Below are 11824 nucleotides of genomic sequence, written 5' to 3'. Positions count from 1 at the left end.
TGCTATCAGCACGCTATAAAATTAATGATCCGTTTCTCAAATCACCATTAAGTTTATAGATGTCCAAGCAATCGATATGCCAATATTTTCATTAAAAACAAATATTTTCTACAATGTTTCGTAGACGACAAAACAACCGGATAACAAAAACCATAAACAAAAAAGCCGCATAACTTTTATGCAGCCTCCTGAGATAGAAAGTGAAACACTTACAATGTAAATATAAGAATTCAGATCTTGGCAAATTATAACACAATGCTTTTTATTGTTTCTAAAATTTATTTTTAATTAAATTTAAATAACTTAACAATATATTTAAAACATATAGTAAAAACCCAGGCGTTAAAACTTGCTGGATTTCACATGCAAGGGTGCTGCAAAATGGGGATCCGAAGTTTCACTCTGCTCTACCACCCTATTATTTGGATTTGCTTCTACAGCCCTCAAAGATCGATGCGCATCCTGAATCAGTTGATCCATTTCCTGTCTTTTTTTCATTTGACTGTCGCGATAAACCCCGTACCCCAGTAAAACCACTGCAAAAATAAAGGTTGGAACTAATAATCTTTTCATCATAAAATTTTATTGTTCAACAATTCATCATGATGTTAACAAACATGAATTAAAATATAATGATAAAATATTTCAAAATCCTGTTTATTTTTTCGCAATAAAAATCCCGAAATTTATCGGGATTTTTACCTTGTTACTCTCATTTAAGCAGCTTGCTGCTCGTCGCGTTTAAAGACCAGCTCACCTTGTAGCGAACTCTCTGCATCAAAATAGTAACCATCCAGATTAAATGATTTTAAGTCCTCAGCACGTTCTGCTTGATTTTCAATGATAAAACGTGCCATTAATCCGCGTGCTTTTTTTGCATAGAAGCTAATGACCTTGTATTTGCCGTTTTTCTGATCCAGAAAAACCGGCTTAATGATCTCGGCTTTAATTTTGCCTGGTTTGACCGATTTATAATATTCATCCGAAGCAAGATTCACCAATAGTTCTGAGTGCACCTCGGCTAAATCATGGTTAATCAAATCAGTAATGATATTATCCCAAAAATCATAAAGATGATGACCACGTGGATTTTTGAGCTTGGTTCCCATTTCCAGGCGATAGGGCATCATTAAATCTAGAGGACGCAACAAACCATACAGTCCAGACAACATACGCAAATGCTGCTGTGCATAGGCAATATGCTGATCATTCAGCGCATAAGCATCCAGTCCAGTATACACATCCCCCTTAAAGGCAAATAAAGCCTGACGTGCATTAGAAAAGTTCAGCTCAGGCTGCCAATCATTAAAACGCTCGACATTCAACTTGGCAATTTTTTCACTCACGCTCATTAAATTGGCGATATCTGCTGCAGAAAGCTTACGACTCACATTTACAAGTTCTTGTGAATGTTCTAGCAATCTTGGCAGTGTATGTGCATCGGTTGGAAGTGCAGATTCGTAATCTAAAGTCTTGGCTGGAGAAATTAAGGCAAGCATGAATAACCTGGTCAAAAAACAATTAAACAGACTATAACAGTAGCATTGTCTTATTGCCAATGTGTGTTTTTACTGGGTCTTAACGCTAAAATAGCCCTCTCTTCTGTCATGAGTCGGTTATTACATGTCCGAGCAAATTTTCATTCAAGGTCCTGCAGGTCAACTAGAAGTTTTTGTTGATTATCCACAGGGTGAAGTGAAAGGATTTGCGCTGGTATGTCATCCTCACCCCCTACAAGGCGGCACTCCGCAGCATAAAGTTCCAGTTCTGCTTGCTCAGATGTTTCTTGAACGCAGCTGTATTGTCTATCGTCCAAGTTTCCGAGGCTCTGGCCAGAGTACGGGTGAGCACGATAAAGGCCATGGCGAAACGGATGATATTCTAGAAATTATTCAACAGATTCGCTGTAAGCATATCAATTTGCCTTTTTATGCAGCAGGCTTTAGTTTTGGTGCCCATGTCATGGCAAAGTGTTTTCATGTATTGCCCGATGAAATTAAACCCAAACAATTGATTTTATGTGGACTACCGACTGCAACAGTTGCAGGTATACGTCATTATGTTACACCACACATTCAAGGTGATATTCTGTTCCTGCATGGTGAAGCGGACGAAGTGACCTTGTTGTCCGACTTGATTGAATGGGCTAAACCGCAACGCCATTTACTCACCATCTTACCCGGTGCAAATCATTTCTTTACTGGATATTTAAAGCAATTACGCGTTGCTATCTCCCGCTTTCTTGTAGACGAATAAGCAGACAATAGCAGCATAGAGCATCCATTTATATGTAGTTTCTGCATGGCTGCAAATAAAAAGAGGAGGCTAAGCCCTCCTCCTGTTTTACTCATGGGGTCAAAATAAATATTTAACCTTTCCATGTAAAGCCACTAAAAGATTCGTCTTCTTTTAAGGTATTTTCTACCGCTTGGGCCAATTGATTCAATAAACTTTGTTCCGTAATACGATCTAGCCAGTCCTGATCTTCAGCTGGGTAAGAAGTAATCTCGCAGACCAGGTGCCCTTCTGCATCACGACTCTGGCAGGTGACAGATAATGGCAAAGATTGATTGTCTACACTTACCGCAACCTGATCACCACTTTGCGACAAGGTCTGGAAACCGTATTGACCGAGTTCTTTAGACAATAAATCCGCAACATATTCCTGAGTCACATGGCAGTCATTCGATTGCTGTGACACATGATTATGCTTTTCACAGTTTGCAGTAAATTGTAATTTTCTCATCTGTGTATCCAAAGACATTATTGTTGTATGGTTTTAGCATAAGCAATAAAAACAAAACAGCCAAGCAAAAGCTTGGCTGTTGTTTAACAAATACACAAAATTAGACTAATTATTCACTGACTTGAATGGCTAAACCAGCTTGATTGGCCAACTCAGTGAAAGTTGGAAAACTGGTTGCTACAGTTTCGGTGCCAATAATTTTAATTTCGCCGGAAGTACGCAAGCCCGCCATGGAAAAACTCATGGCAATACGGTGGTCATGATGCGATTCAATTTCACCACCTGTGAAAATTGCAGACCAGTCACCAGACTTGCCCTTACCTTCAATGATGATGCCATCATCGGTTGGCGTACAGTCAATGCCCATAGTTTGCAAGCCATCTGCCATCACCTGAATACGGTCAGATTCTTTTACCCGAAGCTCGGCAGCACCAGTCAAAATGGTTTGACCTTCAGCACAAGCCGCCGCAATAAATAAAGCTGGGAATTCATCAATGGCCAACGGCACCTGATCTTCCGGCATATGAATACCTTTTAAGGTGCGCGTGCCGCGAATACGAATGTCTGCAATCGGTTCACCGCCTGCGATACGTTCGTTTTCAACAGTCAAATCTGCACCCATCTGTTTCAGGATTTCAATGACACCGGTACGGGTCGGGTTAATCCCTACCGCTTCCAAAGTGACATCGGAACCTTCGGTAATGGCAGCACCCACCATAAAGAATGCAGCGGATGAAATATCAGATGGAACCTGAATATCAGTACCGACCAATTTACCGCCACCTTGCAGGGAAATACGGTTACCCTCGGTTTTTACTTCATAACCAAAGGCACGCAGCATACGTTCGGAGTGGTCACGGGTCGGTTCCGGTTCAGTCACCGATGTTTCCCCTTCTGCCCAAAGGCCCGCCAGTAAAATCCCTGATTTCACCTGAGCCGAAGCCATTGGTAAGTCGTAATGAATACCTTTAAGTTTTTGATTGCCGGTAATGGAAACGGGCGGCGTACCACGCTCACCTGTAGTCTGAATCTGCGCTCCCATTTCACGTAACGGTTTAGCAATACGTTCCATTGGACGTTTAGACAATGACGCATCACCGGTCATGACTGAATCAAACTTCTGTGCACAGAGCATACCGGAAAGCAGGCGCATGGAAGTACCCGAGTTACCCATGTATAAGGCACTTGCAGGAGCTTTTAAACCATTCATTCCTACGCCATGAATAGTCACTTCACCATTTTTAGGCCCTTCAATACTCACGCCCATATCACGGAATGCTTGAAGTGTTGCCAATGCATCTTCGCCTTCAAGGAAACCTGTAACATGGGTAGTTCCTTCAGCAATCGCACCAAACATGATAGAGCGATGTGACACAGATTTGTCACCTGGCACGGTAAATTTACCTTTAAATGTCTTATCACCCGGCAAAATGGTAAATTGTTGTGTCACGTTATCGTTCTCCATCAAAGGTTTTTTAGCGAGCATATGATTGAAATGCTGTCGTGCTGCCTGTGCATGCTCTAATAGTCCAATCAATGCTTTGGAATCTTCATTTTCAATCAGTTTTCGAATTTGAGCCAGTTGCTGCTCAAAACCGTCTACAGCATTCAAAATGGCTTTTTTATTGGCAAAAAAGATGTCATGCCACATTTGCGGGTCACTCGCCGCGATTCGGGAAAAATCACGGAAGCCCCCAGCGGCATAACGGAAAATATCCAGATTATCTTCCCGGTTGGCCAGTTGCTCAACCAGGTTAAAGGCCATCAAATGCGGAAGATGACTGGTATGGGCCAGCACTTCATCGTGCTTGTCCACATCCATACAAATCACTTCTGCCTTGGCAGCTTGCCACAGTTGAACCAGTTTATCCACAGCCCAGTCAGCACTGCTTGGTAATGGCGTCAAAATGACTTTATGATTGGCAAACAAATCGACCTTACCTGCATGTACGCCAGTATGTTCCGCACCTGCAATCGGATGACCCGGAACAAAACCTGCCGGCAGGTTTTCACCATATACGGCTTTGGCTGCATCCACTACATTGCCTTTGGTACTGCCCACATCGGTAATGATGGTGTTGTCTGACAGATAAGGCTTGATGGTTTCTAACACCTTTTGCGTTGCCCGCACAGGTAAAGCCAAAACCACCAGATCTGCACCTTGCACCGCATCTACGGGATTGCTATAGCCCTCTTGAATTAGTCCAAGCGCTTTTGCATCATCCAGAGTTTTTTGCGAACGCGTTGAGGCAACAATTTGCTTTGCCAGTTTTTCAGCAATGATGACACGAGCCAGACTTGAGCCAATCAGCCCAAGTCCAATAAAGGCAACTTTTTCAAACAGTGGCTGAGACATGGCTTAGGCTTTTTCCTCTACCGCATCAGGAGCTAAATCGAGTACTTTCGCCAGTGCTGTCAGGAATTTAGCATTTTCCGCTTCCGTACCAATCGATACACGCAGGTGATTTGCAATACCCACAGGACGTACAATCACGCCTTCTTTTAACAAGGCATTGAACGTTTGCGCAGGATCAGCCTGTACATCGACTAAAATAAAGTTGGCACGAGAAGGTACATAGTTCAGACCCAAAGCTTTAAAACCAGCTTCCAGCTGAGCCATACCCGCCTTGTTCACTTCACGAGATTTCTCGATAAATGCTTCATCTTTCAGTGCAGCAACCGCAGCTACCATGGCAAGATGATTGACGTTAAATGGCTGACGAATACGGTTCAGGTAATCTGTTACTTCTGGCGATGCCAAGGCAAAACCAACACGCAGTGCAGCCAGACCATAACACTTAGACAAGGTACGGCTGACAATCAGGTTTGGATACTGCTCAAGGAATTTCAGGCTGTTGAAGTTTTCCGGGAAATATTCCACATAAGCTTCGTCCAGAACAACAATGATATTTTCCGGAACTTTTTGCATGAAAGCTTCAAATTCGGCTTCTTCAAACCAAGTTCCCGTCGGGTTATTGGGATTGGCAATAAAGATCAGTTTGGTATTGTCTTTAATTGCCGCTGCCATAGCATCCAGATCGTGAGCAAAACCTTTGGCCGGCACTTCAATCGCTTCTGCATTAATCGCTTGAGTCACCAAAGCATATACGGCAAAAGCATGCTGGCTATAAATTACCGAGTCTTTCTCTGAAACGAATGCGCGGGCAAACATTTCCAGTAAGTCGTTTGACCCATTACCTAAAGTAATACGGTCAGCAGTTACACCAAATTGTGCCTGAATCTGGTCTTTCAAGATAAAACCGCCACCATCCGGATAGCGACCAATTTCTGCCAGTTCAGCCGCCACAGCCTGTTTGACTTTTTCAGAACAGCCCAACGGATTTTCGTTTGAGGCTAATTTGACAATATCAGTAATCCCTAACTCGCGCTCAAGTTCACTAATAGGTTTACCTGGTTGATAAGGCTTTAACTTTGAGATGCCTTCATTGGCAGGGACAAACGACATGTTACTCTTCCGCTATTTCAAGTGATAAAAGGGATCAGCCTAAAATTAAAAAATCAAGCCGATCACCAGAATGATTTATAAAACTGCGATCGGATATGAACCCAATACGCGAACTTCTTTGACCAAAGGACGAATTTCTTCAATTGCCGCTTTCACATTTTCTTGCTCGATATGGCCTTCCAGGTCAATAAAGAATACATAAGCCCATTTTTCCGGCAATGCAGGACGGGTTTCAATACTGGTTAGACTAATATTGTGTTTGGCAAAGGGTGCCAGAATTTCCAGTAATGCACCGGCACGGTCATGTGCAGAAATCAGCAATGAAGTTTTGTCATTGCCACTTGGCGGCACTTTTTCACGGCCAATTACCAGGAAACGGGTGGTATTTTCCGGATTATCTTCAATATTGCTGTGCAGGATTTCCAGGTCATAAATATTGGCAGCCACTTCTGACGCAATCGCTGCGGAATGCCATTCATTGCGAATACGGCGTGCCGCTTCGGCATTGGAACTTAAGGCAACACGTTCCACGCCTGGATAATGGGCATCTAACCATTTTCGGCATTGTGCCAAGGTCTGCTGATGGGCATAAATCTGTTTAATGCTGTCTTTACGGGTATTGGAGGACACCAGAAACTGGTGATGGATACGCAGTTCCACTTCACCAATCACGTTTAAATGCGAAGATTTAAAACAGTCTAAAGTATGGTTCACCACACCTTCAGATGAGTTTTCGACCGGCACCAAACCATAATGTGCACTGCCTGCTTCGACTTCACGGAACACTTCATCAATGGTAGGCAATGGACGGACAATAGCATCCTGACCAAAATGTTTAAGTACTGCCGAGTGGGTATAAGTGCCCACAGGCCCTAGAAATGCAATACTTTGTGGTGCTTCCAATGCCAGACATGCCGACATGATTTCACGGAATAAACGCGCCATGGTGACATCAGACAATGGGCCTTCATTACGCTGCATAACATTACGTAAAACTTGTGCTTCACGTTCAGGACGGTAAAACAATGGATTCTCTTCAGCAGCAAATTTTGCTTTTGCGACAGCTTCAGCCAGTTTTGCTCTTTTATTGATAAGCTGTTGAATCTGTTGGTCTACAGAATCAATATCCTGACGGATTTGAGCCAGATCAAGAGAAGTCGATGTGTTTTGATCGTCGTTGATCATTGTTATGTTGCCCTTCAAAAACGTTATGCAAACAGTATAACAATAGTTAGCTTTCAAATGTTACGCAATAAGACTTTGATTGATTCAGTCTTAAAAACATACAGTTGATTTAATCAGCAATTTTATTGCTGATGTTTTTGCCCTGAGTATTTTAAATTGCTGAGCTTTTGCCAATTCGCTAAAAAAGACACCACGGCTATACATCTGTAATTCAGCAATCCGGCTCGCAATTTTATGTCATTTCATTGAATAAATTTATTGCTATTTGCAAATAAGCTCATCGTTAAAAACGCTTAATACTGAATTATTTTTAGTCATTTTTCTTGTTTTAAAAGATTCGATTAAGCGATTCTGGTCGAGTATCTTCAAGTTCTGCAAGCAACAGTGATCAGTATTGTAGATAAACACATTCAGGAGCCGCTTCAAACTTGGATAGCCACGATAGCTTTTCATCTTGCAATGAATAACATCACAAAACGCAATCACGCCTATCTGACCGCATACAAAGTCAAAAAATCCACAGCCATTTTGAAATAATTAATAAAATCAATCATCGGAAAAATTTTGCATGCTGACCATTTGACACATGTAGAAACAAAAGTTTTTAGTTTAATTTTTTAATATTTACAAATACTTGAAAATACTCATCTAGGTTGATTACAGATATTCTACAGATGCAAGAGTCCTTTACCAAACTCCATCACAAAAGTTTAATGTTTAATTTATAGTCTGTGAACAAAGCAATTCGGAGAAAAATAATGTCCAAAAGAATCGCCGTGCTAGTGACTCATGATTTTGAAGATGTCGAATATTCAGAACCTGTGCAAGCGTTTCGTGCTGCACGGCATAGTATTTTAAATATTGAAAACAAAGCAGGCAATATTGTCTATGGTCATAAGCGAAAATCAGCCGTCACCATTGACCAAAGTATAGATGATGTGACCGTGCATGATTTTGATGCTTTGCTCATTCCTGGCGGTTATTCTCCAGACCGGCTCCGTGGCGATGACCGCTTCGTGGATTTTGTACGTAAATTTGCCCATGCAGAAAAACCCATTTTGAGCATTTGTTATGGTCCGCAGTTACTGATTACAGCCAAAGTCGTCAAAGGCCGCTTAATGACTACCATTAAAACGGTTGCCAAGGATCTGATTAATGCCGGCGCAGTCTATTATGATGTCGCTGTGGTCAACGATAATAATCTGTATATCTCATCACGCTCTCCTGATGATTTACCTGCGTTTATAGAAGAAAGCTTAATGGTTTTGAATCAATAAAAAGCACCCTGCAAAGTCAGATCTAGTGTCCAGCTTTTAGGGTGCCATTCTATTTATTTAACTATTTTTATTGCAGCATCTTATTCATGAATTAACGCCCCAATAAGCTACGCGCTACAATCTCTTTCATAATTTCATTGGTTCCGCCGTAAATTCGCTGAATACGGGCATCTACAAAGAAACGTGAAATTGGATATTCTGTCATATAGCCATAGCCACCAAACAGCTGTAACAGCTTATCCGCTATTTTCATCTGCATGTCGGTTGCGAAACTTTTTAAAGCTGCTGCCGTTTCCACATCCAGTTTACCCTGCATATATAACTCAACGTTCTGGTTATAAAAAGCAGCAGTCGCCTGTTCCTCAATTTTCGCCTGAGCCAAAACAAAACGGGTATTCTGGAACTGGCTAATTGGCTGACCAAAGGCTTGTCGTTCTTTGACATAAGCAATGGTGACATCAATTGAACCACGAATAGCACCAATGGCTGTTGCAGCAATCGCGGTGCGCTCACGTGGTAATTCCTGCATTAAATAGGCAAAACCTTGTCCTGGCTGACCCAGCAGCTGATCTTTAGGCACCTTGATATTATCGAAGAACAGTTCAGAAGTATCTTGTGAATGCAAACCAATCTTGTTGAGGTTGGTGCCCTTTTTAAAGCCTTCCAGGTGTGTATCTAAAAGCAATAACGACACGCCTTTTGCACGGGCTTGCGGATCAGTTTTTGCTGCCAAAACCACCAGGTCAGCATGTTGACCATTCGAGATAAAAGTTTTGGAACCATTGAGCAGATAGTGATCTCCCTGCAGGATGGCATTGGTGCGCATCGCCTGCAAGTCTGAACCGGCACCAGGCTCCGTCATGCCAATCGCCCCTACCACTTCACCCGTCACCATTTTGGGTAACCAGTACTGCTTTTGTTCTTCTGTCCCAATATGCAAAATATAAGGTGCTGCTATTTCAGAGTGGCAGGAAATACCGGTGGATAGTGCACTAAATCCGGCACGTGCAGATTCTTCTACCAGCATCAGTGAATAATGGGTTGGCACGTCATAACCGCCATATTCTTCAGGAACATCCACGCACAGGAAACCGTTTTCACCCAGCAAGTTCCAGACTGAACGCGGCATAATGCCTTCCTGTTCCCATTGTTCATAATGTGGAGCAATATGCTCATTCATAAAGCGTTTGAAATTGTCGCGGAATAATTCTAAATCAGCATCATAAGCCAACATACGGCATCCTTATATTGAGTTGTTGTAGTTCTGTCCCTTTCTCATGCTATCCACTTTATAGATATCTGTCATGTCGTATAGGCTTTATATTTTATGACCTTAGGGTCAATAAAAAAGGAAGCCGTAGCTTCCTTTTTAAATCTGCATCGATTAAGCGTGTGCTTGAGTCGCTTCTTCTTGCATTTTTTGGTCAACCATTTCAGGATTGTTTAATGCTTCATTTAATTTAACTGTATCTAATTGACCGACCCATTTTGCAACGACAATTGTTGCCAATGAGTTACCCACAAGATTCGTCAAGGCACGTGCTTCAGACATGAAACGATCAATACCCAGAATCAATGCCAGACCTGCTACAGGGATATTTCCTACAGCAGACAATGTTGCCGCCATGACAATAAAGCCAGAACCTGTTACACCTGCCGCACCTTTAGAAGAGATCAACAACACCGCTAAAAGTGTAATTTCATGTGCTAAATCAAGCTGAGTATTAGTTGCCTGTGCAATGAAGATTGCAGCCATGGTTAAATAGATTGAAGTACCATCCAGGTTAAATGAATAACCGGTAGGAATCACCAGACCCACAACTGACTTTTCACACCCGACAATTTCCAGTTTTTTCAACATGCGTGGAAGTACGGATTCAGAAGATGATGTACCCAGGACAATCAGGAGTTCTTCACGAATCATACGAATCAATTTCACAATACTGAAACCACTGAAACGCGCAATACTACCCAATACAATGAAGATAAACAGCAAACAGGTAATATAGAAGCAGATGATGAGTTGAGCTAACTGAGCAAGTGAACCAATACCATATTTACCAATCGTAAATGCCATTGCACCGAACGCACCGATAGGCGCAAGTTTCATGATCATGTTTACGATATTGAAGAATACATGCGAAATTTGATCGATGAATTTAAGGACCGGTTTACCTGCATCGCCCAATTTATGTAACGCAAAACCAAACAGCAATGCAAATAAAAGGACTTGAAGAATTTCACCTTCGGCAAAGGCACCCACCACCGTATTCGGGATGATGTTCATAAAGAAATCAACGGTCGATTGAGATGCACCGGATTCCACATACTTGGCGATACCTGAAGTATCTAAAGATGCAGGATCAATGTTCATGCCTACACCCGGTTTTGCAATATTGATCACCAGCAAACCGATAATTAATGCTAGTGTTGAGACAACCTCAAAATAAAGCAGCGCGATACCACCTGTTTTACCCACAGATTTCATGCTTTCCATACCTGCGATACCACTAACCACAGTACAGAAAATCACCGGTGCAATAATCATTTTAATGAGCTTAATGAAAGCATCACCTAATGGTTTTAATTGCTCGCCCAAGCCTGGAACACTTTGCTTAACGCCGTCAACGATTACAGATGAACTTGGGTAAAAATGCCCAACAATAACACCTAAAATGATGGCAACAATCACCTGAAAATACAGTGACTTATAAATTGGTTTTTTAGCCATAACATTACTTCTTTAGATATTTCCAGCACTAGAAATATTCAGTTTTTGCCTATTCTTACGAATACACAGCCTTTAATCCTTTTGTATTCATCACAAAAGAACATACAAAAAGTATTGAGTAAGCTCAAATACTGGGATATAAAAAAATCATAAACTTATCATCATGAATGAATTGAATTTATAAAAAATCCACCTATTCGGTCACACATGCTGATAAGCAAATCTACATAATTTTACCTAATGTTAAATTTTACCTAATTTTTATTTGTTGATGCGGTCTATATTGTTAAGTTTGTTTAAAATACCATCGCTACTCATTAGACATTAGTCGAAATAACTAAAGTTACTTTTATTTAAATTAGGCTGAAATATTTACCTTATCTTTATAAACTATTATCCATCCTATTTTCCTTTGCCAA

General features: G+C 41.5%; 10 protein-coding genes. 2 read left to right on the top strand and 8 right to left on the bottom strand.

The window, feature by feature from the left end:
- Positions 1 to 342: 342 nt before the first annotated feature.
- Positions 343 to 576 (bottom strand): hypothetical protein, encoded by a 234-nt coding sequence (locus ACE01T_RS04880; protein ID WP_180082780.1) that lies wholly within the window; start codon positions 574 to 576, stop codon positions 343 to 345.
- A 140-nt stretch (positions 577 to 716) separates the two neighbouring features.
- The gene (gene yaaA, locus ACE01T_RS04875; protein ID WP_200222708.1) at positions 717 to 1499 is read right to left on the bottom strand and encodes a peroxide stress protein YaaA; all 783 of its coding nucleotides are present in this window, start codon (positions 1497 to 1499) and stop codon (positions 717 to 719) included.
- A gap of 124 nt (positions 1500 to 1623) precedes the next feature.
- Here yaaA and ACE01T_RS04870 point away from each other — a divergent pair, with 124 nt between their 5' ends.
- The gene (locus ACE01T_RS04870; protein WP_395518838.1) at positions 1624 to 2256 is read left to right on the top strand and encodes an alpha/beta hydrolase; all 633 of its coding nucleotides are present in this window, start codon (positions 1624 to 1626) and stop codon (positions 2254 to 2256) included.
- Positions 2257 to 2368: 112 nt separating this feature from the next.
- Here the strand turns inward: ACE01T_RS04870 and ACE01T_RS04865 are convergent, their stop codons facing one another.
- The 4 genes from ACE01T_RS04865 to pheA all read right to left on the bottom strand — a co-directional run bounded on the left by ACE01T_RS04865 (position 2369) and on the right by pheA (position 7397).
- On the bottom strand, positions 2369 to 2746 hold the full coding sequence (locus ACE01T_RS04865) for a hypothetical protein (RefSeq protein WP_200222709.1): 378 nt from the start codon (positions 2744 to 2746) through the stop codon (positions 2369 to 2371).
- Between the two features lie 109 nt (positions 2747 to 2855).
- The gene (locus ACE01T_RS04860) at positions 2856 to 5102 is read right to left on the bottom strand and encodes a bifunctional prephenate dehydrogenase/3-phosphoshikimate 1-carboxyvinyltransferase (protein ID WP_180041842.1); all 2247 of its coding nucleotides are present in this window, start codon (positions 5100 to 5102) and stop codon (positions 2856 to 2858) included.
- Positions 5103 to 5105: 3 nt separating this feature from the next.
- Complete coding sequence (hisC, locus tag ACE01T_RS04855) at positions 5106 to 6212, bottom strand: histidinol-phosphate transaminase (protein WP_200222710.1); 1107 nt, start codon at positions 6210 to 6212, stop codon at positions 5106 to 5108.
- A gap of 75 nt (positions 6213 to 6287) precedes the next feature.
- Complete coding sequence (pheA, locus tag ACE01T_RS04850) at positions 6288 to 7397, bottom strand: prephenate dehydratase (protein ID WP_086195615.1); 1110 nt, start codon at positions 7395 to 7397, stop codon at positions 6288 to 6290.
- A gap of 758 nt (positions 7398 to 8155) precedes the next feature.
- On the opposite strand from pheA, the gene ACE01T_RS04845 reads away from it, so the two are divergent.
- Positions 8156 to 8674, top strand: coding sequence for a type 1 glutamine amidotransferase domain-containing protein (locus tag ACE01T_RS04845; RefSeq protein ID WP_166166733.1), 519 nt, complete (start codon positions 8156 to 8158; stop codon positions 8672 to 8674).
- Between the two features lie 91 nt (positions 8675 to 8765).
- Here ACE01T_RS04845 and ACE01T_RS04840 read toward each other — a convergent pair whose 3' ends face one another.
- Together ACE01T_RS04840 and ACE01T_RS04835 are read right to left on the bottom strand one after the other, a co-directional pair.
- Positions 8766 to 9908, bottom strand: coding sequence for an acyl-CoA dehydrogenase family protein (locus tag ACE01T_RS04840; protein WP_395518837.1), 1143 nt, complete (start codon positions 9906 to 9908; stop codon positions 8766 to 8768).
- 150 nt (positions 9909 to 10058) lie between these two features.
- The gene (locus tag ACE01T_RS04835) at positions 10059 to 11405 is read right to left on the bottom strand and encodes a dicarboxylate/amino acid:cation symporter (RefSeq protein WP_180174466.1); all 1347 of its coding nucleotides are present in this window, start codon (positions 11403 to 11405) and stop codon (positions 10059 to 10061) included.
- Between the last annotated feature and the right edge of the window lie 419 nt (positions 11406 to 11824).

The organism is Acinetobacter uliginosus, assembly GCF_044130295.1.
Classification (GTDB): domain Bacteria; phylum Pseudomonadota; class Gammaproteobacteria; order Pseudomonadales; family Moraxellaceae; genus Acinetobacter.
This window is presented reverse-complemented; position numbering and strand designations above follow the sequence as displayed.